The following is a 23,671-nucleotide window of genomic DNA, read 5'->3' on the forward strand; positions in this document are numbered from 1 at the left end:
GCTCCGTGATGGTGCATTTTTAGCGTCTGCCATCTTGACAATTTCATTTTTTGCCAAGCCCACCGCACAACATAAAGCTTGGCACAGGTCCTGCTTCTTGGTCGAAGAACGCCTCAACACTGAGCAGGGCTTCGCCGGTTCAGCGTCGAATCGAAGGCGGCGTCCGCACATTCTATAGGAGAACTCTCGCATGAAATTTGTGACCGCGATTCTAAAACCGTTCAAATTGGACGACGTCCGCGAGGCATTGTCCGATGTAGGCATTTCCGGCATCACCGTCACCGAGGTGAAAGGATTCGGCCGACAGAAAGGACATACTGAATTGTACCGGGGCGCTGAATACGTCGTCGATTTTCTGCCCAAGGTCAAGCTCGAAGTCGCGGTAACAGACGAGCAACTGGAAGCCGTGATCGATGCCATCTCCAAAACGGCCAATACCGGAAAAATCGGCGACGGCAAAATTTTTGTGCTCGACCTTGAGCAAGTCATTCGTATCCGTACCGGTGAAACCGGAGCGGAAGCCCTTTAATCAAGGAGAAAAACAACATGAAACGAATCCAGATCGCCCTTTTCCTGTTCATGTCGCTGTGTTTCACAGGAATTGCATTCGCCGAAGAAGCCCCCGCTCCGGTCCCCGATAAAGGAGACGTCGCCTGGATGATCGTAGCCACCGTATTGGTTATTTTGATGACCATTCCGGGGCTGGCCTTGTTCTACAGTGGCATGGTCCGCGCCAAGAACACGCTGTCCGTTCTCATGCAGGTGTTCGTGATTTTCTCGCTAATGGCGCTGTTATGGGCGATATACGGCTACAGCATTGCGTTTACGGAGGGAAACGCCTTCTTCGGCGGGTTCAGTAAACTGTTCTTGAAGGGCGTGACGCCGGAATCGCTCGCCGGTACGTTCAGCAAAGGCGTCTATGTTCCCGAATACGTCTATATCGTATTCCAAGCAACTTTCGCGGGTATCACCCCGGCACTGATCGTCGGCTCGTTCGCCGAACGCGTGAAGTTTTCCGCAGTACTGCTGTTCATGGTTTTGTGGTTCACGTTCTCCTATCTTCCGATGGCCCATATGGTCTGGTTTTGGGCAGGCCCGGATGCGTACACGGATGCCGCCGCCGCCGAAGCCGCCGGCGCGACGGCTGGTTTTCTTTTTCAAAAGGGAGCACTGGATTTCGCCGGCGGTACCGTGGTGCATATCAACGCCGGCATAGCAGGACTGATCGGCTGCCTATTGATCGGCAAGCGCATCGGCTACAAGAAGGAATTTATCGCACCTCATAGCGTAACGATGACCATGATCGGCGCATCGCTGCTTTGGGTCGGCTGGTTCGGCTTCAACGTCGGATCGAACCTGGAAGCCAACGGCATCGCTGCGCTAGTCTTCGCCAATACCTTGCTCGCGACCGCAGCAGCGACCTTGGCCTGGATGTCGGCCGAATGGCTCGCTCGAGGCAAGCCCAGCATGTTGGGTGCCGCGTCGGGCGCAGTCGCCGGGCTCGTCGCCATCACACCGGCCTGCGGCTTCGTTGGTCCTATGGGCAGCATCGTTCTCGGCCTGATTGCCGGTGCCGTCTGCTTCTGGGCGGTGACCAGCTTGAAAAACATCTTGGGCTATGACGACTCGCTCGATGTATTTGGGGTTCATGGCATCGGCGGCATCATCGGCGCGTTGGGAACCGGCATATTCGCCTCTCCCGACCTCGGAGGCGCCGGCGTATACGATTATGTGGCCAATGCCGTCGGCGAATACGACATGATGGCCCAGGTCATCAGCCAGGCTTGGGGCGTGGGAACCGTCGTCATCTGGTCAGGGGTGGTCTCTCTCATCGCCTACAAGATCGTGGACATGCTGATAGGGCTTCGGGTCACGGAAGAGATCGAGCGTCAAGGGCTCGATACGACCGAACATGGAGAAACCGCCTACCATCTTTAATTTGGCAGCCTCTTGTCATGTCTATAGCGGGCGTCTTCGGACGCCCTCTTTTTTGCTACCGGCGCGATTCGAGCCCGATCAACGGGACAAAATCCAATTCCGGAGATTGGCCGCATTCATTGCGCCCATCGCCCGATCGACCTCTTTTCCGCCGTCGAACATCAATAGAGTGGGAATGCTGCGAATATTGAATCGTCCCGCAAGAGCGCTTTCCGAATCGACGTCGACCTTGGCAAAACACACTTGCCCAGCCAATTCGCTCGCCAACTGATCGAGCACCGGCGCCATCATTTTGCACGGTCCGCACCAACTCGCCCAAAAATCCACTACGACAGGCAAATCACTTCTTCCAATATAGGTTTCGAAATCCCTCTCGGTCAGATTTGCCGGCTGCCCGTTAAGGATTTCTTGGCGGCAACGCCCACATTTCGGACGATCTCTAATCCGCTCCGGCGAAACGCGGTTTACGGTCATGCAGAAAGGACAGACGATGTGCATATCTTCACTCCGATTCCGCTTCTGCTATTCGTCTTCTAAATCGCGATCGGGGTTCCAGCCCAAGGCTTTTGCCCGAGCAATCGCCTCCTCCTGAATGCGCAGATATTTCTGGAGAAGCTCCTCCGGAAAGTTGTGCACCGAAAATCCGTACTGATCCCAGGTTTGCTGAACCTTTTCCCACAAGTTCTCGATGCCCCCCGCTTGCCATCCCTCACAGGTCTCGGATTCAGGAATCAGCCCGAATGCCCAGGCGTCCCGAATGATGCGGCCGATATCCGTCATACCGCCGTAGCGGTCATTATGTATTCCGACATACGGTTCATTATTTTTCATGCCAATGCACAGATCCCAGTCAAAGGGCCATTCTACAAAGGTCCAGGATGAAGTACAGCATGCCGGCGCCGGTCGCCTTCTTCACCGGCAAGAATACGACGCTCAAGCTTGAAACGGTTTCACGAAAGTCAATTAAAAGGCGAAAAGGACATCGGCAATCTCAAGGTCAGCTTGACGTCCTGCGCATCTTCCGTGGCTCCGATGCTTACCGATAGATTTAGGCTGGTGTCTCTGGTGAGTTTGAACGAATACCCCAAAAGGAACTCCCCGATATCCAAACTCGATCCGGAAACGGATTCTCCGTCCACTTCCGTATCGAATACGTGCTTATGCGAGTATCCGATGCTGAAGGATGATCGTTCGTTAATGCTGAACCCCAACCCGAAGCTTGCTCCTATCGAGTCGCCGGGATCGATCGTTCCGACATCCTCATCAGTCTCGAGGGTGTAGCCATAATTGAGATTTGCGTAAAACACGGCCGGATCGGTCGGGTAGAGCGCCGTAATACTCGGCTGAACACTAACGTAACCCGAGCCGGTCGGGAGCTCTGTCGGAAAGCGGGCGCCCGGCACACCCTGAGCCAGCACATAGTCCACATCGTAGGGACTTTTTCCTGTGGGAATGGTAGTTGCAAGATTTCCCACGAATATCGGCCAACCGTTGGCTCCGCCATTAAACTGATACCGTGCCGTAAACTCGATATCGCCCAAACCGGATCCATCGGCATTGAAGGTCTCATCCACTCCGGCACCGATTGAAACAGCTCTCGATCGCTGCATGTCCTCTCTGTAAAGGAAAGGTACGCGGCCACTGATTTCGAGGCGATCGGTTACGCCGTAGCGGCCGGTAATCGCACCGATAAACGTATGCCGGTCGATTTCTCTAAGATCGATCAATCCGATGGCAATGGCCGGAACAAACGTAAACGCGTCAAGAAAAACCCGATTGTTGCTCGCGTAGTTGTATTCCAGCGATGGCTCCACAATCAGGTGGCCCTTCGGCGTCAACACGCCGCCTACGGTCTCCGAGATCCTGGGCAGTTCCGGGGGCTTCGGCTTCGCCTCCGGTTCCGGAGCTTGTCCGACCGGACCCTTGGGCATAGCCGGCTGTCGGTTATCGGCAACTTTGACGGGACCGGGAGGCTGGTCCTTGATTCGTGCTGCTTGTGCCGTACCGGGGTTTGTTGCAGTCTGTTTGGCGGGCGCACCGCCGGCTATACGTTCGAGCTGGTTTTGCAGGGTTTGAAGCTTTCGTTGCTGATCCTCGAACGCTTTCTTCTGAAGATCCAGTATCCGTTGCTGCTCGGCTAAGGCCCGCCGCAACTGCTCGATTTCGCTGCCTTTCGCCGCGTCACCGGCAGCCTTTTTGCCTTGAGGCACAAGAACGGCTCTCGATTTTCCCGCACTCTTAACGCCCGGCGCTTGGCCCGCACGCGCCGCCAATGCGGGCTTCGGAAAATCCACCAGAAGCTTGGGCGAAGCCCCATAGGAAACCGGCTCCCAAAACTGGGTAAAAGTCGCGGGCTGTTTTAAGTCGACGATCAGGCGCGAATCGTCATCGCTTTCTGAACCACTGATTACGCGCGAAAACAGGGGATGATCCCGAGGAGGTTGGGGAAGTGTTCTGCTGATTCGGCCGCCGGGAAACTTGATAACCAAGCGATCCGGGCCATCCAAAAAGGAAGCTTGCACCGAGACATAATCCGAAGCCGTTATCTCGAGCCTAAGCGCATCGACCGACTCTCCATACCTTATATCGGTGATTTCCGCTCCCAAACAGTCGGAAACTAGAAATACCCCAAAAATCGAGGAAATAACTAGTACACGCACTGACGTACCCTCCCTGGGTCCATGTCTTATTTTTGTGACGTAACAGAACGTACTTTAATTTGACTGGTTTGGCAAGTTATTTTCGAAGGATATGCGTGTACCAATAAAGCCTTGATTAAAAGAAAAATAGCCCTGCCCGCCATAAATAAATGACGGGAATATCTTGGACGCAAAGGAAATGCCTCGACGATGGTCTAAGTCTTTCATGTCGTGAGGCGTTAAAGATCCGATATCGGCCCAAATCATGCGGCAGATATGGCGGTATAAATCATAAGGCGTATTTTATCAGTTCATCATTAATATATTATTCGATAATAAACAAACATATTTAGATGATCCAACGATAACTTATCCGGCGACATGCTCAACGCCGGGAACCGTAATGGAATGCTTTTCCATCAAGCGATATAGCGTCACGCGGGAAACTCCGAGCCGGCGTGCCGCGCTGGTAATACTTTTGGATTCCGACAACGCAGACATCACGGCTTGTTCGACGGCTTGCGCTTTTATCTCTCTAAGCGTTCTTCCACTGAATTTCGCCGGACGGGATAGCCCCAAATCCACCTCGGTAATCAGACGACCTGTGGAAAGAACGGCAGCTCGATTCACGCAACTCATCAACTCCCGCACGTTTCCAGGCCATGAATAATCGAGAATTGCCGAAACCGCTTTTTTCGACAGACGCTTCGAATTCCGCCGCTTCCCCTGATTAAATCGATCGACGAAATATTCCGCGATTTCAGCTGCGTCGGTATCCCGTTTTCTTAACGGCGGTACATCGATCTGCAATACATTGAGACGATAAAACAAGTCCTCTCTGATTACGCCGGCAGTCACCGCTTCTCGCAAGTTCGGGCTTGCCGAAGTAATAATCCTTACATCTATCGGACGTGATTCTTTAGAACCGAGGGGAGTTAACTCCTTTTCCTGCAAAAACCTTAACAGTGAGACTTGCCCCAACGGAGAGAGATTTTCGATTTCGTCCAAAAACACGGTACCGCCAGCTGCGGCTTCGAAATGCCCTACTCTCTCCTCGACCGCGCCAGTAAACGCTCCCTTGTTATGGCCGAAGAATTCGCTTTGCACTAGCGTGTCGGGAATGGCGCCGCAGCTCACGGCGATGAAAGGTTTTTCCGCCCTGGACGACAAGCCATGGATTGCCCTCGCAATGAGTTCCTTGCCCGTCCCGGTCTCGCCGGTAACGATTACCGGCTCATCACTCCGGCTGATTTTTTGGACATTTTCATAGACCAGCGACATTGCTTTACTGGACCCGATCAATCCAAACCTCTGATTGATCGCTAGACGAAATTCTCCGCGACTGGCCTCCGCCAGTTTTGCCGCGCCGTAAGCGTGCCCAAGCGAATATGCCAGTCTACGGACATCTACGGGGGTCGTATGAAAATCGAAAAAGAAAGAGCTCAAAAAAGAGGCGTGCTCAATAGAACCCATACTCCCTGGATCGACGATCGCAATCCACTCGGTAGACGAGCTTTCATTGATTACTTCCAATAGCCCGCTTTGCGTTTCCTCACTGAAACTTGCATCGAGCAGGACGACACCGACATAGATCTTGCTCGATCTGAGATGCCTTATCGCATCTCGCGTATCCATCGAGATGTGAGCCTTCCAGCCCTTTTCAGCGAGACTCTTCGCCAGACCGAGCGAGTCAGCCCAACCCGGCTGAAGCAAGATTAAATCCCTAGAATCGCCCCAGGCCTGATTGGCCGGAAACACCCTTTCGATTCGAGAAATCCCAGCTGTTAGTTCCATCTGTTTTCCCTTCCTTTTGATTATACAACACAGGACAATATTCCCTATTATTACAAGAACCTATGTAATTATATCTCCCTATAAATAAGCCGCTGCTTTAGATATTATGGAGCAAACCCACCGCCGTACGGTCCAAAACCGTTAAAATCCATACCCTTAACATTTGAAATGGTTAAATCGATGGACCGCATCATAGTTATTATCTGATTATCCATAGTATTTTGAATAACTGCCATGTTGTTCGTCCCAGCATCCGACATCGCGAAATTGTTGGGACCATTATTTACGGCCACTCCGCGCAACTGATCGATGGAAAAATCGTCGGCCAGCGCGAAACGGTCCGAAAACTGTTCTTGTCCATTGACAAATACGGATGTGGCCAAGGATAAGTCAACAACCATCCCGTTGTCCAACACAAACCCGGCACGCAACTCATCAAGCTCTGCGTCCTCGGCCGCTTTCCAGCCGGGAAGCGACTCAACGCCTCCCTGCCCACTTGCCGCACAGATTTTTATTGCTTGAGGGATGGAAGCAAGAAAGATGACACTCAAAACCAGCCGCATGACATCGAATTTCTTCGATGCTCGAACATCCTTGGCCGACATCATGATATTACTCCTTGTTTCTAAAAATCATATCTTCCCGGTTGTAGCAGGTTGAAGGAGGCGAGACTACCATTATCGACTGCCATACCCAATGGGGCTTTCGGACTCAAAGCCCATTCTTCACCGCTGTTGAAATATTTGCCCGCAATATTCTTTTTATTTCGAATAACAAAAAGGATGCGGTTGTCCCATAATTCTCTAAACGTCTGAAGATCCACCCTTTTCAAACCCATGGCCGGATCTCCAAGCAACACAGCGGAGTCGTTCGTGCCTTTTATGATGACGAAGTGCAAATAGCCCTTATTATTGATAATAGTAATCGCGGGCACCTTCGCCTGAGCCAGCTGCTCCAAGCCGATTTTGTAACCGTCAGCCTTGTACCCTCGGCGTTCGAGGTATTGTTTCATGTCCAGCAAGGAAAAACCTTGCTGTTGTATTCTCTGCTGGTCGCCATGCTCCCACATGTCGCCGAAGACTTCCAATTCGCCGACCGCATCTTCGTAATGGAATGACAGCAAACTCGCCAGCGCTGCCGAGCCGCAGCTGAAATCATACTGCTGCTTCAGAATGGTCTTGAACCGTCTCTCCGCGTAGCTCGTTATGCCGATGTTATAGAATCCCGGCCCCGCCACTCCATCGAAAAACTGCACGGAGCCGGCGCGAACCTCCGACACCGTGCTCATAACACAGAGAACGAGCAAAAGACTTGAACGAAAAAGACCGGTACTTTCGCTCATGGCGTTATGGTGACGTTGACGTCCGTGAGATTTTGAATGATTACGTTGTTTCCGGTGTTTTGAATGACCGATATGATTCCGCCGGCATCGGTGAACGCGCTGCCATCGATACTGTTATATGTGGTCATATTACTGGTATTTGCAGTGTTACCGGCCATTGTCGCCTTGAGCGCGCCGCGGGCGAACGCCAAATCGTCCACGCCCTCGCGGGCCCGCTCCTCGCCCAAATCGCCGCTCCCAACCGCCGCATACGATTCGGAAGCGAATGCGACTTCGTCGTCGAGACCGCTTGCTTGGCCGGTCGACCAAAAACAACTGACGAGAAAACATAGGCTTCCAAGCAATCCTTTTTTCATCGTTCACACCTTCTTTCCTTTAGGCTTTGGCAGAGAGCCGGTGAGCGTTTCGGCGCTCACCGGTACCCTAATCGGCTGTTATCTCGTCAATTTCAATTGTTGACGTTCACGGTGCCAAAAACATTGGTGCTTTGTTGAATCAACGAGGCGTGGCCCAGGTTTTGGGAGAGCTGAACGATACCGGCGGCGCCGTTGGCTGAACCGTCGATGCTGTTGGATGAAGCCGCAACCGGCACCCCTGCCTGGACAGCGACACCGACCGGCACTACAACCACATGCTCGACTTCCCCATCTAGCTCGACCTTGGTACTGTTGTCGATCTCCACTTCGCCGCCCCTATGGACGTTAAAAGCATTCCCGTCGCCGGCGACCGAAGCCGAATTTACCTCGATCTCCCCGCCATTCTGCGCGCTTAACGCATTCCCGCCACCAGTGGCCGAGGCCGAGGTATAGTCGATCTCACCGCCGTTCTGGGCAGCAAAAGCATCCCCGCCAGCGTTAGCCGTTGTGTTTTCGCTCTGGTCGCGAGTTGCCGTGCCCCCGTTGTTCGCGGCTACACCGTCGTCCTCGGCCTCAGCTTCGCTGTTGTCGGCAGAGGCCGTGCCGTTGCCGGCCGCGGCAACAGAACCTTCGTCCTCCGCCTCAGCTTCACCAGCGTTGGCCGTGCTCCCGTTGTTCGCGGCAGCAGAGTTTTCGTCCTCGGCCTCAGCTTCGCCAGCGGTGGCCGTGCCCCCGTTGTTCGCGGCGGCAGCACCGTTGTTCTCGGCTTCCGCTTCGCTTTGGTCGTTCGTCGCATTCCCGTTGACCGCAGCAGCGGAATCCTCCTCGGCGTCAGCTTCGTAGCTCGCGTCCACCGCTACATTTAGGTTATTGTTTTGGGAGTCGATCTCCGCGTCAGCCCATGCCCCCGACGAGAAACCCAATGCCAGGCTGATACCGACCGCCAACAAAGTCTTATTGAAGTTCGTCATCGTATGTCTCCTTAAATTCAGTGGTTACCGGGCTGAACTCCAGCTCTGACCCGGAGCGTTCTTCCAAACGCCGCCATATTCCCAACAATTTTCGTACCACGGCGTTATGTCGCTGTTTTTACGAATTTTTTCGAAATGACGCGGTACTCGTTTTTGTAAATGTAGTGGAACGTCCGGCGTCCCCTAGAGGTGCTTTGAAACCCAGTTTCTTATGTATCGTAAATAGCAACTTCTAGCGGAAAGCCCGATCCGATCGTCCGTAGATCATTGATAGTTAAATCTTTTTAGACTCAGGGCGGTGCTGATGATGGCGTTTCCAAGAAATGTAAAATTTTCTGACACCGGAGCCTCCCGCCAATTTTCGCGGGCAAACATCACGGCTTGAGAACAACATCAATCTGTCGCACCATTCGCAGTTATTAATCAGGCCCGTAAATACCCTCCTGGTATTTCGGGCCGCCGCCCAGGCCGGTACACGCCCGGCTTGGGCTCGCGCGGCTTGTCGCCGCGCCGGGGCATCCCTGCCCCGGATTAACCCGGCCTATATTTATAGGCCGGGTTAATAAAACCGACTGCATTTGTTGTCCCTGAAAAAATACAGCCCCCGAACAACAGGAGCACCTCAGACATGAAAAGTTACCGTAAAGAACTTTGGTTCGAAGCACCGAGCCGGATCGCTTTTATCAACATTACCCATCAGGTGGAGACATGTCTGAGAGAAAGCGGAGTGCGGGAAGGTCTCGTTTTGATTAACGCCATGCACATCACGGCATCGGTCTTCATTAACGATGACGAGTCCGGTCTGCATCGCGACTTCGAAACCTGGCTCGAAAATCTGGCTCCGCACGAACCGATCAGCCGCTATTTCCACAACCGCACCGGCGAAGATAATGGCGATGCTCACTTGAAACGGCAGGTTATGGGCCGGGAAGTGGTCGTGGCGATTACCGGCGGACAGCTCGATTTCGGCCCGTGGGAGCAAATTTTTTACGGCGAGTTCGACGGCCGCCGCAAGAAGAGGGTTTTGGTGAAAATCATCGGCGAGTAAGCCGATCAACGACGGTGGAAGCGAATTTCGGTTCCCATGGGAGGGGCAAAGGCCGATAGGCCGTGCCCCATCCCCGGCATCGATGGGCTAGCGGCGCTTTACTCGCCCGGAAAGCCAGGCTGGGCCTGTTCAGGTTGACTATGAGCCCTATCCCAGTAGGCCGTTCGCCCTGAGCCTGTCGAAGGGTTTTGGGCACCTACTGGGATAGGCTCTAAGACCACCCATGGCCTCACGACAAACTTCATTTGTCGCTTTCGGCTCCCGGCGAATTTGTACCCATCCCGCTGCGCCATCAGGGGAAAGACTCGGTAGCTTCTTCAAGGAAGCCGTGAACAGATGGATTCCGCTCATGCCCCTTCGACAGGCTCAGGAGAGCGTTCGACAAGCCTGTCCTGAGCCAAGTCGAAGGGCCTGTCCTGAGCCAAGTCGAAGGGCCTGTCCTGAGCCGAGTCGAAGGGCCTGTCCTGAGCCGAGTCGAAGGGCTCACCACGAACGGAATCGATACGTTACCGTTCGTCCCGAACCTGTCGAAGGGCCCAATCAGAGCTCCCTTAAGCTCTCACCAGTTCTCGTCATCGTCCTTGTAAGGCTTTGGCTTGACCGAATCGGGGATCTTGGGCTTTTTCGCGGTTCGAAGCAGAATCATCAGATTACCGAGAATAATGGCAACCACCAGCACTATCGCGATCCAAAACATTCCCATAAAAATCACATCTTCACAAATGCATGAGTCAGACTCTAGGATAAGCCGGAAACGCGCCCGCCCCCAACCACTCTTACCGTTTCGACACCGATGCCGGGAAAATTGCTCAACCATCAACCCTCGATAAAATCCGAACGGCAGAACATCTGCGCCAAAGGCTACGCCCCATGACCAAAACAACCTGGCACATAGGCCAATTGTTAAATGCCGTTCAGAGCACCTTCATCGGCGTACTGCGCGTTTTGTCGATCCCGATCGTCCTGCTGCTCAGCGTTGCAGAGGGATACAACACCTGCTACGGCCTCAGCTATTTCATTCCTCAATGGATCGCGCTGATCATGACGATCGCCGTGCAATCCATGATCGTGATTTGTACGTTGGAACTGGCCGGCATGCGCTGGCGCGCCAATCGCTTGCGCTATCTCAGCGTGGTGCTGTCCCTGTTAGTGGCTCTGACCATATCGATATCGTTCGCCTATTTCAGGTTTTACGAATTTTCCCAGCGCGATGCCATCCTGCTCGAACGACAGACCAGCGTAGTCCATGACGCGAACCGCTACATCGAAAGCGTGGTCGGTCTCAAGAGCCAGCTCACGGCGGCTCAACAGAAGCGCGTCGAGCAGGCGTCGGAGGATGCCACCCGGGCTTACCTGGGCACTCATCCGGGCATGCAGGGACAGATCGGCAAGGGCAAAGTCTGGGGTTTTTACAACGAGATTCTGCAAAGCGAACAAGCCAGGCTGAAACAACTGAACACGTATTCCGAGAGCATGGAAAACCGTTTGTCCGAGGTGAGAGGCTCCCTACAGGAATTTTCGCTCCAGGTAAACAATTCCGAGGCCTACGAAAGGCTGGTCCGAAACTTCCAGAGTCTGCAAGGAGAAGCGGAAATCCTGGCCGCGACCTATGGTGCGCCACCCATCGAGGCACCCCGGTTCGGCTCCTATGCCGAGTTTTCCCTCGGCATCACGCCGTCCTTTGCCATGTGGAAGAACATCTCTTGGTTTACCCTGGCCTGCGCCGCCATGGTGGACTTCTTCATCCTGTTCCTCTCCTACCGGCTGGAATCCACCGCGCCAGGCCCGCTTACCGAAGAGGAAAAGGAACTGGCCTATCTGGGACTACGCCAGTTCGGCGAATTCACCATCAACAAGAATGACGAATTGGAATTCGTGATCGAGAAAACCGAGCTGGAACGTGCCCGCCGTTATTCCGACTGGACGCGGATGTTTTCCGTGGCGTTTCTATTGAATCGGGGTTATCTTCGTAAGATAAACGATAAATCGGTGGAGTTCGCCCCGAACCTCTACCCGATCATCGCCGAGCGCATCAGGCCCCGGCAGACAACCGAAACTCCCGGGGAACCGGCCAACGAGAGCGAGCTCAAAGACACCCTGACGAGGAAAGGTTATGTTTGAGGACAACCCACTCGACTCCAACTCGCATTGGGAAGCGGGTTTCGAAGGCGACCGCCGCATCGTCGTCTCCGTTCTCGGCCCTTACCGCCGCGTGTTTCCTCGTCCAAACCGCTTTATCCGGCGTTTTTACCACCGTGTATACGAGCTGAAAATCGAAGATTGGCAGATCCCTCTGGAACCTCTGAGGCTGGGAACCCTTTGCACCATCGAAGCCGAGTTGTCGATCCGCTTCCAGCCAACCATTAAATACGCACACGAGCATCTTGACCACATTGCGAACCTCGGCGCCTATATCCGAGCCAATTATCTAACGCTGTTGCAGGATGCGGCGGAACACGAGTTGCGACAATTGGAACAGACGGAATTCGAGGATAACCACGTTCTAATGGAGCGCCGCATCGAAAACATCGCCAACGAACTGCTGGCCATGCGCGAAATTCAATGCCGCACGCGCTGCACGATCCGAACTGTTTTCGCCGAGCTGGATAATATCGAGGAGTATGCCGAAACCGTCGACGCCAAGCACAACGGCATCTATCTCGAGTTGGTCCGGCGCCGCCGTCAGCTCAACGAAAGGCTGGCGAGGGAGCACTACGAACGCGAGACGAACGAACGCAAACTTAAGCTCGAGCACGAAGAACGAATGCTCGAATTGATTCGGCGCGAGGCCGAACTGCGCAAGGCGCAACGGGATCATGAGACCGAGCACGTCCGCGCCGAATTGACGACGGAAGAAACCCGCGCGGCCGAGCAGTATGACAGCGAAGTGCGTCTCCGCGAGGCGCGCATTCACCACGAGACACGTTTGAAGCAGTTGGAACTGGAGGCCGACCTGGCCGAAAAAACCCGCCGGGCAGGAGCCTTGGATGATGTCGAAAATCAGCTCAAGCGGGAAATCGAGTTGCTCGCTTTGGAACGCCAGCGCCTACTCCTGGAAGAGGAAATACACGACGTCAAGATCGCCAAAGCCAAAGGCTGGGTCATCAACGCCAAGCGTCGGTTCCCTTTGGGTGAAAACTCCAAAACGCTGAATTCGCAGGATTCCGGCGTCGCACAAAACCCCGGCAGCGACTAAGTCTCGCTGTCGCGCATTCCCAACACTGGCCGCCATGCGTTCGATCCGACGAGCACTGATTCTTTTTTTTGCCGTTCCCGGCGCTATTCTCGCTAATCCCTGGGCGGAGGTTCCCGGCCCGATCAAAGGCCCTCCGCGCGCAATCGGCGAAACCAACAACGGCTGCGTCAGCGGGGCGGCCGCTCTGCCCACGGAAGGCGATGGCTATCTCGTCATGCACTTGGAGCGGAAGCGCTACTTCGGCCATCCTTCGTTGATCCGGACGATTCAGACCTTGGGCAAGCGCGCCCACGAAACTATCGGGGTGATTCAGGTCGGCGATCTCTCTCAAGCGCGGGGGGGACCCATGCCTTTCGGCCACCGCAGCCATCAGACCGGCCTCGACGCCGACGTCTGGTTCAACCTCGATCCCGGCCTCTATTCGAATGCGGACGGATGGCGCGCCAACATTCCCGCCCCGAGCCTGTTGAATCGCGCCGGGAACGGGTTGGATCGCCGGCTTTGGAGTACGCAGCACGCGCGGCTGTTGAAACTGACGGCGACTATTCCCGAGATCGATCGGGTCTTCGTAAATGCGCACATCAAGCGCGAACTTTGCCGAACGGTTCGGGGAGACCGCAGCTGGTTACGAAAAATCCGCCCCTGGTACGGCCACCACGACCATTTCCACCTTCGCCTCACCTGCCCCGCCGAGAGCCCCGAATGCGTCCGGCAGCCCCCCTTACCGGCCGGTGACGGCTGCGATTCAAGCCTTTCCTGGTGGTTTCAAAAACACCCGCCGGGCCCGGCCAAGCCGGAGCCGCCGAAGCCCCCGATGCCTGAAGCCTGCCAAGTGCTCCTGAACGGCGATTAAGACGCCGGCACTCGATCATTTTCCAAAAGAACCGGCGGTGAGTGGAACGCCGAATATCGTTCCCTATCGGGGAGGAGCCACGGTGTTGAAATCCCGAGGGTCCTCCATGGACGCAACGAGCGCGGAATAATTTATAGGTGTTTAGAGCCTATTCCAGTCGTCACAAAACCCTCCGACAGGCTTAGGGCGAACGGCCTACTGGGCCTACTGAGATAGGCTCTTAGAGCTCTTTCCATTGCTGAGCTTAGGTCTTAAGCCCGGTGCCGCGCCGGAGCAAGACGAGGCTCCAGGCTACGAGGATCGAAATCGAGCCGCCGATGATCAGGAAAGCAGTCCGGATATCCACGTCGGAGATCCCTACGAATCCGTAACGAAAGGCGTTGACCATATAGAGAATCGGATTCGCCAGGGACACCTTCCGCCACAATTCGGGCAACAGCTCGATGGAATAGAAGACGCCGCCCAAGTAAACCAGCGGCGTGAGAACGAAATTCGGGACGATAGAGATGTCGTCGAAGCTGTTGGCGTAAACCGCATTGATGAACCCCGCCAGCGAAAACAGCGCCGCGGTCATGAAGAACACGCTCGCGATGAGACCGGGATGAGCCGGCCGTACATCGGTGAAAAACATCCCGACGATGGCCACCACGCCGCCCACCGCCAACCCGCGGGCTATCCCCCCGCCGACGTAGCCTGCCAGAATGATCCAGTTGGGTATCGGCGAGATCAACAACTCCTCGATATTCCGCTGGAACTTGGTGGAGTAAAACGACGCCACGACGTTGCCGTAGGCATTGGTGATGACCGACATCAGTATGACGCCCGGCACGATATAGTCCATGTAGGACATCCCGGCCATCGGCCCTACCCGCCCGCCGATCAAGGTCCCGAAAATCAGGAAATAAAGCGAGGTGGTGATCGCCGACGGCAGGATGGTCTGCGGCCAGATGCGGACGAAACGGTGAATTTCCTTGAAAAGAATCGTTTTAAATGCAATGAGGTGATGCATGTGATTGATGTATGTCGGACAACTCGGTCAGGCGGTTTTTCGCGCCGGGTCTATACGCTGGTTTTCCACCAAATCAATGAATAGCTGCTCCAAGCGATTCGCCGCATTGCGCAGACTGACCACTTCCATGCCCTGCGCGGCCAACTGATCGAGCAAGCCGTGCAACCCCAGATCCATGGGCACGTCCACGGCCAAGGTATGGTCTTCGAGCGGCTCCAGCTGGTAGCCTTCGACCGTGGGAGCGAACGGCGCGGGGTTTCTCAGCTCGAGGATATAACGATTGGTGTGAAGCTTTCTCAATAGATCCGCCATCGCATTGTGCTCGACAATGTGTCCGTGATTGATGATGGCGATGTGGCGGCACAGATTTTCCGCTTCTTCCAGGTAGTGGGTCGTCAGGATGATCGTGGTGCCTTCCTGGTTGATTTTCCGCAGGAACTCCCACATCGAGCGGCGAATCTCGATATCCACGCCAGCCGTGGGCTCGTCGAGAATGAGAAGTTTCGGCGAATGGACCAGGGCCCGGGCGATCATCAGGCGCCGTTTCATGCCCCCCGAAAGATGGCGCGACACACTGTTCCGTTTGTCCCATAGGCTGAGCTGAGTCAAGCATTCTTCCGCGCGCTGCAACGCCTCTTTCCGGCGAATGCCGTAGTACCCGGCTTGGTTGACGACGATATCCAAAACCTTTTCAAACTGATTGAAATTGACTTCCTGCGGCACAAGGCCGATGCAGCGCTTGGCGGCCTCCCGCTCTTTATCCAGATCATGACCGAAGACTTCGACCGTTCCGCTGGTCTTTCTGACCAAGGAACTGACGATGCCGATCGTAGTCGACTTCCCGGCGCCGTTGGGCCCCAAAAGCGCGAAGAAATCTCCGGCTTTCACATCGAGATCGATGCCTTTCAGGGCTTCAAAGCCGTTCTTATAAGTTTTCCGCAGATTACGAATGGAAAGGGCGTTCATTTCTGGCTGTTTTTGCCGGCAATATTTGTAAAAATACGGCTGCGACGCGAGAATCCCCGACTTTGAAATCACGCGCCGGGCCTCTCGATAACCGCAAGATTGTAACAAATACCACCCCTCTTAAATTCTCCTCTTACGCTTCCTACGGTTCCATGAGTCAATCGCAAAAACACCCTCCCGAGCACGTCGCAGCCGTGGACCTCGGTTCCAACAGTTTTCACATGGTCGTCGCGAAGCTCCGGGCCGGAGAGCTGATCGTCGTCGATCGGCTTCGGGAGATGGTCAGGCTCGGCGCGGGGCTCAACGCCCAGCGTCATCTGACCCAAGACGCGCAGCAGCGCGCGCTGGCATGTCTCGATCGTTTCGGCCAGAGGCTTCGGGATCTGCCGCCGGGATGCGTTCGAGCGGTGGGCACCAATACCTTGCGTACGGCGCGCAATGCCGGCCAGTTTCTGATCCAAGCCGAAAAAGTGCTGGGATATCCGATCGACATCATATCCGGTATCGAGGAAGCGCGGCTGATCTACGAAGGCGTCGCACAAAGCCTGGCGACGGACGGCAAGCGGCGGCTGGTGATGGACATCGGCGGTGGCAGCACCGAATACATCATCGGCGTGGACAAGGTCCCGCTTCGCAAGGAAAGCCTGCGGATGGGCTGCGTATCCATGAGCCTCGCTCACTTCTCCGACGGCAAGATCACCAGCAAGCGCTTCAAAAATGCGGTCATCGCGGCTCAACATGAACTGGAGCCGTTTGAATATACCTTTCACAAGGACCATTGGGACGAAGCCGTAGGCGCCTCCGGAACTTCGCGGGCGATCCGAAAAATATTGGTCGGCCGCGGGTGGAGCAAGGACGGCATTACTCGGGATGGGCTAGACCGGCTGGTCGATACGCTCTTGAGTCTCGGACGGGTCGACAAATCAGGATTCCCGGATCTCAACCCGGACCGTTATCCGATCTTCGCCGGCGGCCTCGCCATCTTGCACGCGACTTTCAAAACGCTGGGCATCCAGCAGATGCACGTTTCCGATGGCGCCTTGAGGGAGGGCTTGCTGTACGATCTCCTCGGCCGGATCTACAACGACGATATTCGGAGCCGAACGGTGGCGGCGCTCGCGACTCGCTATCACGTGGACCTGCAGCAGGTCGGCCGTGTTCAGGAGACGCTGAAATCGTTTCTGGACCGGATTCCGTCGATCGGCGGCATCGATCGGGAAACGGCCGAACAATGGCTGAATTGGGCGGCGAGCTTGCACGAAATCGGCCTCGATATCGCTCATAGCCAATATCACAAGCATGGCGCCTACATCATCGAAAACGCCGACTTACCCGGCTTTTCGCGCCAGGATCAGGTGCTGCTGGCCGCCCTGGTACGTGTCCACCGGCGGAAATTCCACCTCAAGTATTTTAAGGAATTGACTCCACCGTGGAATGAGGCCGCACGGTCCCTGGCGGTAATGTTGCGGCTCGCCATCGTTCTGAACCGCAGCCGGCACGGCAATCCGCCTCCCGATATCGCATTCGGCTTCAGCGATTCCAGAGTCGATCTACGGTTCCCGAGCCAATGGCTGGAGAATCACCCCCTAACCGCCGCCGACCTTGAGCAGGAAGCCGGCAATCTGGGCGCTGCCGGGATCGAACTGACTTATCTCTGAGAGGGTGTGCGAGACGCGTCACGAGTGCCCCGAGGACAAGCCTGTCCTGAGCTTATTCCATTCGGCATTCGAGTGAACATTATTAATCAGGCCCGTAAATACCCTCCTGGTATTTCGGGCCGCCGCCCAGGCCGGTACACGCCCGGCCTGGGCTCACGCGGCTTGTCGCCGCGCCGGGGCATCCCTGCCCCGGATTAACCCGGCCTATATTTATAGGCCGGGTTAATAGAGCGTTTTCCATCCCGGTGTACGGATTCGTTCCGGGAGGGGAGAGCGTAGGTCGGCAATCCCTTCCCAATCGCAAACGGTCGCTTTAGTCGCGACCCTTCCAATCGCAAACGGCATTTCTGGGAGCGCCAGAGCTGCCCTTCCGACAAAGCCCTTCGCCGAGCCGATACGTCGGCAAGGGATTGCCGACCTACATATCCAAATCCCTTACACCGATTCGGAAAACGCTCTAATTGTAGGGTGGGTTAGGCGCGCACCGCCACGAACCGTTCCGTGACCGCAGGGCTCTCTACGCGCCGTAACCCACCGGTTCCGCGGCCTTGCCCGGTGGGTTACGGCGCGCGGAAACGCCGAAGGAACTTTGCCGGTTCCGTGTAATGCGCGCCTAACCCACCCTACAAAATTTAATATTGAAAGCGATTTGGAATCAGTCCTCTTTCAACTCACTTTCTTCAATTGCTCCAGCAAAACGGACTGCGCTTGAATACCGCGCGGATTATCGGGCTGCGGGCGCTGATAGCTTCCGTCGGAAGCCAGCAACCAAGCTTGGCTGTCGTCCCGGAGATAAAGGTCTAAATCGGCCCGAATGCGGTCGGCCAGTTTTTTGTTCTCGATGGGAAAACAGATCTCGACGCGACGGAACATGTTGCGAGGCAGAAAATCGGCGCTCGTGAGATACACTTCCGGATGCCCGCCGTTCTCGAACCAGTAGACCCGGCTGTGCTCCAGAAATCGCCCGATAATCGAGCGGACTTCGATGTTTTCCGAGACGCCCGGAATTCCAGGGCGAAGACAGCAGATTCCGCGGACGATCAACTTGATCTCCACCCCGGCCATGGAAGCGCGGTAAAGCGCCTGGATCAACTGCGGCTCCGCCACCGAATTCACCTTGATGATGATGCGAGCGGGACGGCCGGCCAACGCATGCTCGATTTCGCGGTCGATTTTCTTGAGCAGGGTCTGATGCAAAGTGAACGGCGATTGCAACAGCTTGTTGAGCCTCCCGACTTTGCCCAGACTGGTGAGCTGGACGAACACCCGGCGGATGTCCTCCCCAAGCTCCTGGTCGGCGGTCAATAGCCCGTAGTCGGTATAGAGCCGGGTCGTGCGCGGGTGATAATTGCCCGTAGAGAGATGGGTGTAATAGCGCAGGTGCCGCCCCTCACGCCTGAGGATGAGCAACATCTTCGCGTGCGTCTTGTATCCGACGATGCCGTAGACCACCTGCACGCCCGCCTCCTGCAAGCGCGTTGCCAGCGAAATATTGGCCTTCTCGTCGAAACGCGCCCTAAGTTCCACCACTACGGTGACTTCCTTGCCGGCGCGGGCGGCTTTGAGAAGAACGTCCACAATCGGCGAATTCGGACCGGTACGGTACAAGGTCTGCTTGATGGCGACCACATGCGGATCGTCGGCGGCCTGCCGGATCAGTTCGATGACGGGCGTGAAAGATTCGTAAGGATGATGCAGCAGGATGTCCTGTTTCTTGATCGCCTCGAAGATATCCCGTCCTCCGGCGAGCTGGCCCGGGAATCCGGCCGTGAACAGGGGATATTTGAGATCAGGCCGATCGATCAAATCGTAGACTTCACGGGTGCGACTGAGGTTGACCGGGCCGTCCACCCGGTAAAGCCGATCCTCGGTGAGTCCGAACTGGCTCAGCAAAAACTCGACAATCTCATCCGGACAATTGTCGGCCACTTCCAACCGCACTTCGTCTCCGTAATTGCGGGTGCTCAGTTCGCCTTCCAAGGCGCGGAGCAAATCGTCGACTTCTTCCTCGTCCAGGTACATTTCGCTGTTGCGCGTCACCCGAAACTGATAGCAGCCGCGCACCTTCATGCCGTAGAACAGATCGTCGACGAAGGCATGAATGATGGACGAAAGAAACACGAAATCGTACGGGCCGCTCTCGGTTTCGCCTTGCGGCAGCTGAATGATACGAGGCAAGGCTCTCGGCGCTTGCACTATGGCGAGCGTGATATCGCGCCCGAAAGCGTCCTTGCCGGATAACGGCACGATGAAGTTCAGGCTCTTGTTCAGGATGCGCGGAAACGGATGCGCCGGGTCCAGGCCGATAGGACTCAGGATCGGAAGCAGTTCCTCCTCGAAATACTTCTTGAGCCAAGCGTGCTGGGAGGGATTCCATTCGCTCCTGCGGACGAATCGGATGCCCTGTTCCGCCAACAAAGGCAACATCACCTGATTCAATACCCGATACTGCTCGGCCACCAGCTCGTGGGCGCGCGCGCTGATCGCGGCCAATGTTTCCTGGGGCGCGAGACTATCGGGCTCGGTTTGGGTCGCCCCCAAATCGGCGAGCTGAATCAAACCGGCGGTGCGCACCTCGAAGAATTCATCCAGATTCGAGCAGGAAATGGAAAGAAAATTCAGGCGCTCCAAAAGCGGCGTGTGTTCGACCTTGGCTTGTTCGAGCACACGCCGGTTGAACTCCAAAAAGCTCAGCTCACGATTGATATAAAGCTGGCCATCGGATAAATCGATGGAACCGACAGCGCTCTCGCCCTCGCTCCCGGCCTCGGCCGAACCTTCCGCGCGTTTGTCCAGTAGTCTTCGGGCGCCGCTCGCCTTTTCCATGTCGCCCACCAGATACTTGGCCGCCCGAATCATGCGCATGGCCTTGGCTTTATTGAATCCCGCCATTTTGACCAATTGCTCGGCATCGGCGTTCGCCAATTCTTCGACCGAAAATATTCCGTGCTCGGCCAAGATGGTTCGAGTGGACTTAGTAATGCCTTTTACTTGGTTGATGATCAAACGTGTATCCCCTAATTGTTCTGATTCGGCAATCATAGCGCACCGCGGTCCGCTCAAAGTTGGGAAAACGCGGCGAATTGAAAACACATATGGCATGTACCGGTCGACTGCCGTTACGACCGGTTCTTGGAACGAGAACGAAAATACGCGGCGATTTAGCGGCTAAATCGGTCTCGACAAGCCAGACCCGTCAGCTTTTTTTGTTTGGTCACTTCGTCTTTTCGAAAAGAGCCCGGTACTCCCCGTAGCCTTCTTTTTCCAAATCTTCCTTGGGGATGAACCGCAAAGCCGCCGAATTCATGCAGAAGCGCTTTCCGGTGGGCGGCGGACCGTCATCGAACACATGACCGAGGTGCGAATCGGCGTGCTTGCTGCGCACTTCGTTGCGAACCATGAACCAGGATCGGTCCTGCCGGTAAGCGATGTTGCTCGGCTCCAACGGCTTGGTGAAGCTCGGCCACCCGGTGCCGGAATCGAACTTGTCGAGAGAACTGAAGAGGGGTTCGCCCGACACGACATCGACATAGATGCCTTCTCGGTGATTGTCCCAATACTCGTTCTTGAACGCTCTCTCGGTGCCATCTTCCTGAGTCACTTTGAACTGTTCGCTCGTCAGCTTCTTGCGGAGTTCCTCCTTGCTCTCGTTTTTGAACTGTGACGAATCCCACGACATGGCCAGGCCTCCATAAGACAACAAGGTAAGCAATAATAACAAGGCTTTCATGATGTTCCTGCGTCCGCTTTCAAAAATACCGGCGCGCTTCTCTTTCTGGTTTTTCTTATGTGTCAGCCGATTTCGACCTCTATGACAAACAAAATCGGTCGAAAAATCCTTTGACGTAAAACACCGAGGCATCCGATCCGTCTAACTTTATCTCGCCAACCGAATGGAATTTCCGGGAGGGCAAGATGCGACCGGAGTCAAGGAAAATCCCGGCAAGAACGGCCGATGCGCTATTGATGCTGATGGCCGTCTTATTCTCCAGATCGATTTTGGCGACGGGCGACGAGCTCGCCATGGTCGTAGGCTCTCATTCTTTATTGAGACCTCCAGCCATGATAGCCGTCAAGAAAGGCGCGATCCTGCACGGGCTGGACGCCAGAATGTATTCGGCCATTCATAAAGCCCGCCGGGTTTGGACGCGGCACGGAAAAACCCTGGTCGTTACGTCGGGCTTGGACGGCCGGCACAAAAAGGGGAGCCTGCATTATGCGGGCTTGGCTGTCGATCTCCGTTCCAGATATTTCGTTCCCTCTACCCGCAAGAAGGTCACTCGCGAATTGCGGAGGAGTCTGGGCGACGGGTTTCAAGTGATCGGCGAAAAACATCATATCCACGTGGAATACGATCCGTGAAACGAGATGTGGCAAGCTTATAAGTTCCTTTCGATATTCACTGCGTTTCTCGTCATCGCCCTTGATTTCACATGACGGGCCGAGTTTTCGAGTCCGCAGTTTGCGATAATTCCCATTTTCAAGCGCGCCGCGGTCCTGCAAGGGTTCGTCATTCGTGAAACGCGCTCATTTGCCGCGGTCTTTGAAATTCCAAGGCAAGATTAATTCAAACCCAGTCCAACCGGGGGGATTCGGCCATGGCCGACGAGACTTCCAATCTAATCGATCTTCAAGCACTCCGAACGAAGCGACTCGCGGAACGGAGGAAAGACAAATCACGCCTTCAGGAAAGATTCGGGCGGGAGTTTCTCCTGGATCTTTTTTGGTACGAACACGAACGAGAACCCGCCTCCGCTGCCGAGTTAGAGCAATTCCTCGAGGCAAGGGGCCTGCCCACCATGACGGACTCGGCGCTTTTTCGCGGATGGCTGATGCGCCGCCTCCGAGAAGATGCCTAAGTCGGCGTGGTCCGCGTCGAGCGGGGCTCAACGACTCCAGCCAAAAGCTCCCTCATATAAATAGCTCGCCGCGACCTCTCAGCCCGTTTTATTCGTCGCCTATTGTGTGCAATTATCCGGTTTGTGAACCAAGACGGCCGCGATGCCATTGCGCCTTCGGTTCTCGTCTTCCAGCCAGGCACGGACGGTGTCTTGTCGAGTGCCCGGCTATTCAAACACGAACTTAGGAGGAGTTTGATTATGAGATCTTGTTCCGCAACAGCCGTTAAATCGGCATGGGGCATTATCGCCTGTTGTCTGCTTATCGCTGGCGCGCATACGGCACGCGCCGAGGGACCATACAAAGTCGAAGGCAACAAGGTCGATAAAGCGACCTTCGAAGGCTGGAAAATCTACAAACGGCAACGCTGCGAAACCTGCCATGGCCCCACCGGCGAGGGCGGCCCCGCTTTTCCCAATCTGCTCAACAGCATGAAGAATCTCTCGAAGGAACAATTCCAGCAAGTCGTTTTGGAAGGCCGGAAGAATATGCCTGCCTACAAAGGCAATAAGGCGGTCGTCGATAACATGGACGGCCTTTACGCCTATCTAAAAGGCCGCTCGGATGGTGCCATCCCGGCTGGCGAGCTGGTCGAAATGCAGTGACTTGTCTTAGAAAGCACCGTTTGACGGGAGCGCCATTCCAGTCGATGTCGCGACGGTGAATTCCTCCCCCTGACCGGGGGAGGCATCTCCGCAGCCCCGTCGAAAGGGCCGGGATGGCGGTGTTTCCAACGAACGCTGTCAGTCCCGGAACACCTTGTCTCTCTTCGATCGGCCGGTTCCGAACCGTCCCCTTCACACGCTCTTACCTCGGTACGATTCAGTCGAGATGAATTCAGATCTCTAACCTAGAAACGGCAGTTGGACGCGTCCGAGTGCCGTTTCTAGATTTAAACTCCTCCGCCTCTCCGGCAACTGAAGAAACCCGCATCAAACAAAACCTACGTTACACTGTATCCGTTTGGGTGATACGGCGAACACGCCGCTCACTCGTTACAAA

General features: G+C 55.3%; 23 protein-coding genes. 10 read left to right on the plus strand and 13 right to left on the minus strand.

Annotated elements, in window-relative coordinates; genetic code table 11:
• Positions 1-190 precede the first annotated feature (190 nt).
• On the plus strand, positions 191-529 hold the full coding sequence (gene glnK / locus ACWJJK_RS13475) for a P-II family nitrogen regulator (protein ID WP_077732330.1): 339 nt from the start codon (positions 191-193) through the stop codon (positions 527-529).
• Positions 530-546: 17 nt separating this feature from the next.
• A complete protein-coding gene (locus tag ACWJJK_RS13480; protein ID WP_077732329.1) occupies positions 547-1,938 on the plus strand; it encodes an ammonium transporter in 1,392 nt (463 codons plus the stop codon).
• A 78-nt stretch (positions 1,939-2,016) separates the two neighbouring features.
• On the opposite strand, the gene trxC is transcribed toward ACWJJK_RS13480, so the two are convergent.
• From trxC to ACWJJK_RS13520, 8 genes are all read right to left on the minus strand, one after another.
• A complete protein-coding gene (trxC, locus tag ACWJJK_RS13485) occupies positions 2,017-2,436 on the minus strand; it encodes a thioredoxin TrxC (protein WP_077732328.1) in 420 nt (139 codons plus the stop codon).
• Between the two features lie 24 nt (positions 2,437-2,460).
• Positions 2,461-2,769, minus strand: coding sequence for a hypothetical protein (locus ACWJJK_RS13490; RefSeq protein ID WP_077732327.1), 309 nt, complete (start codon positions 2,767-2,769; stop codon positions 2,461-2,463).
• Positions 2,770-2,897: 128 nt separating this feature from the next.
• Complete coding sequence (locus ACWJJK_RS13495) at positions 2,898-4,598, minus strand: AMIN domain-containing protein (RefSeq protein ID WP_077732326.1); 1,701 nt, start codon at positions 4,596-4,598, stop codon at positions 2,898-2,900.
• A 348-nt stretch (positions 4,599-4,946) separates the two neighbouring features.
• Positions 4,947-6,371, minus strand: coding sequence for a sigma-54 dependent transcriptional regulator (locus ACWJJK_RS13500; RefSeq protein ID WP_077732325.1), 1,425 nt, complete (start codon positions 6,369-6,371; stop codon positions 4,947-4,949).
• 104 nt (positions 6,372-6,475) lie between these two features.
• Complete coding sequence (locus ACWJJK_RS13505; RefSeq protein WP_454128169.1) at positions 6,476-6,979, minus strand: hypothetical protein; 504 nt, start codon at positions 6,977-6,979, stop codon at positions 6,476-6,478.
• 17 nt (positions 6,980-6,996) lie between these two features.
• Complete coding sequence (locus ACWJJK_RS13510; RefSeq protein WP_208110213.1) at positions 6,997-7,713, minus strand: C39 family peptidase; 717 nt, start codon at positions 7,711-7,713, stop codon at positions 6,997-6,999.
• Positions 7,710-8,069 (minus strand): hypothetical protein, encoded by a 360-nt coding sequence (locus ACWJJK_RS13515; RefSeq protein ID WP_077732323.1) that lies wholly within the window; start codon positions 8,067-8,069, stop codon positions 7,710-7,712. The genes ACWJJK_RS13510 and ACWJJK_RS13515 overlap by 4 nt, the downstream gene beginning before the upstream one ends.
• A gap of 92 nt (positions 8,070-8,161) precedes the next feature.
• Positions 8,162-9,040 carry a hypothetical protein gene (locus ACWJJK_RS13520; protein WP_077732322.1) on the minus strand — a complete coding sequence of 293 codons (879 nt, stop codon included), beginning with the start codon at positions 9,038-9,040 and terminating at the stop codon, positions 8,162-8,164.
• Positions 9,041-9,668: 628 nt separating this feature from the next.
• Between ACWJJK_RS13520 and ACWJJK_RS13525 the strand changes: the two genes are divergently transcribed.
• Entirely contained in the window at positions 9,669-10,088 is a 420-nt protein-coding gene (locus ACWJJK_RS13525) for a secondary thiamine-phosphate synthase enzyme YjbQ (protein ID WP_077732321.1), read from the plus strand.
• A gap of 559 nt (positions 10,089-10,647) precedes the next feature.
• Here ACWJJK_RS13525 and ACWJJK_RS13530 read toward each other — a convergent pair.
• Positions 10,648-10,791, minus strand: coding sequence for a DUF2897 family protein (locus tag ACWJJK_RS13530; protein ID WP_240502640.1), 144 nt, complete (start codon positions 10,789-10,791; stop codon positions 10,648-10,650).
• Between the two features lie 167 nt (positions 10,792-10,958).
• Between ACWJJK_RS13530 and ACWJJK_RS13535 the strand changes: the two genes are divergently transcribed.
• From ACWJJK_RS13535 to mepA, 3 genes are read left to right on the plus strand one after another with little or no spacing between them, the layout of a single operon-like run.
• Complete coding sequence (locus ACWJJK_RS13535) at positions 10,959-12,209, plus strand: hypothetical protein (RefSeq protein ID WP_454128170.1); 1,251 nt, start codon at positions 10,959-10,961, stop codon at positions 12,207-12,209.
• Positions 12,202-13,284: a coiled-coil domain-containing protein gene (locus ACWJJK_RS13540; RefSeq protein WP_077732319.1), complete on the plus strand. Its 1,083-nt coding sequence runs from the start codon at positions 12,202-12,204 to the stop codon at positions 13,282-13,284. The genes ACWJJK_RS13535 and ACWJJK_RS13540 overlap by 8 nt, the downstream gene beginning before the upstream one ends.
• A 34-nt stretch (positions 13,285-13,318) precedes the next feature.
• Positions 13,319-14,137: a penicillin-insensitive murein endopeptidase gene (gene mepA / locus ACWJJK_RS13545; RefSeq protein WP_077732318.1), complete on the plus strand. Its 819-nt coding sequence runs from the start codon at positions 13,319-13,321 to the stop codon at positions 14,135-14,137.
• A gap of 244 nt (positions 14,138-14,381) precedes the next feature.
• Here the strand turns inward: mepA and ACWJJK_RS13550 are convergent, their stop codons facing one another.
• Together ACWJJK_RS13550 and ACWJJK_RS13555 are read right to left on the minus strand one after the other, a co-directional pair.
• The gene (locus tag ACWJJK_RS13550; RefSeq protein ID WP_077732317.1) at positions 14,382-15,146 is read right to left on the minus strand and encodes an ABC transporter permease; all 765 of its coding nucleotides are present in this window, start codon (positions 15,144-15,146) and stop codon (positions 14,382-14,384) included.
• Positions 15,147-15,173: 27 nt separating this feature from the next.
• Positions 15,174-16,112, minus strand: coding sequence for an ABC transporter ATP-binding protein (locus ACWJJK_RS13555; RefSeq protein WP_077732316.1), 939 nt, complete (start codon positions 16,110-16,112; stop codon positions 15,174-15,176).
• Positions 16,113-16,264: 152 nt separating this feature from the next.
• Here ACWJJK_RS13555 and ppx point away from each other — a divergent pair, with 152 nt between their 5' ends.
• On the plus strand, positions 16,265-17,770 hold the full coding sequence (gene ppx, locus ACWJJK_RS13560; RefSeq protein ID WP_156879436.1) for an exopolyphosphatase: 1,506 nt from the start codon (positions 16,265-16,267) through the stop codon (positions 17,768-17,770).
• Positions 17,771-18,436: 666 nt separating this feature from the next.
• On the opposite strand, the gene ppk1 is transcribed toward ppx, so the two are convergent.
• Both ppk1 and msrB read right to left on the minus strand, forming a co-directional pair.
• Entirely contained in the window at positions 18,437-20,776 is a 2,340-nt protein-coding gene (gene ppk1, locus ACWJJK_RS13565; RefSeq protein ID WP_168175526.1) for a polyphosphate kinase 1, read from the minus strand.
• 208 nt (positions 20,777-20,984) lie between these two features.
• Positions 20,985-21,500, minus strand: a complete 516-nt coding sequence (gene msrB, locus ACWJJK_RS13570; RefSeq protein WP_077732314.1) for a peptide-methionine (R)-S-oxide reductase MsrB — start codon at positions 21,498-21,500, stop codon at positions 20,985-20,987.
• Positions 21,501-21,685: 185 nt separating this feature from the next.
• On the opposite strand from msrB, the gene ACWJJK_RS13575 reads away from it, so the two are divergent.
• From ACWJJK_RS13575 to ACWJJK_RS13585, 3 genes are all read left to right on the plus strand, one after another.
• Positions 21,686-22,132, plus strand: a complete 447-nt coding sequence (locus tag ACWJJK_RS13575; protein WP_139841136.1) for a hypothetical protein — start codon at positions 21,686-21,688, stop codon at positions 22,130-22,132.
• Between the two features lie 236 nt (positions 22,133-22,368).
• The gene (locus ACWJJK_RS13580) at positions 22,369-22,629 is read left to right on the plus strand and encodes a hypothetical protein (RefSeq protein ID WP_077732311.1); all 261 of its coding nucleotides are present in this window, start codon (positions 22,369-22,371) and stop codon (positions 22,627-22,629) included.
• Positions 22,630-22,869: 240 nt separating this feature from the next.
• Positions 22,870-23,274: a c-type cytochrome gene (locus ACWJJK_RS13585; RefSeq protein WP_086135071.1), complete on the plus strand. Its 405-nt coding sequence runs from the start codon at positions 22,870-22,872 to the stop codon at positions 23,272-23,274.
• Positions 23,275-23,671: the final 397 nt, after the last annotated feature.

This window comes from Methylocaldum gracile (assembly GCF_053646815.1).